The following is a 244-nucleotide window of genomic DNA, read 5'->3' on the forward strand; positions in this document are numbered from 1 at the left end:
GGGGATTCACCCCAATTACCACACCTTGAGTTGCTAGAAGTTAAAGACCTGGTTTATTGGCTGCGGACTCGTCCAGAACCTATGGTTGTTTTGGTGATTGACCAGTTTGAAGAATTATTTACCCTCGCCACAACCGAACAAAGACAGCATTTTCTAGAGATACTATTCGGGACTTTGGCAGCTACGGCAGACCGCTTCAAAATTGTAATTACCATTCGTGCCGATTTCATCGCATCTTGCTTAG

Annotated in this window: 1 protein-coding gene; it reads left to right on the forward strand. The window is 44.7% G+C overall.

What is annotated here, in order from left to right; genetic code table 11:
* A partial coding sequence (locus tag R0J92_RS25770) for a hypothetical protein (RefSeq protein WP_411053782.1) occupies positions 1–244 on the forward strand: 244 nt, incomplete at both ends.

It is taken from the genome of Tritonibacter sp. SIMBA_163, from assembly GCF_046535935.1.
GTDB lineage: Bacteria > Pseudomonadota > Alphaproteobacteria > Rhodobacterales > Rhodobacteraceae > Epibacterium > Epibacterium scottomollicae.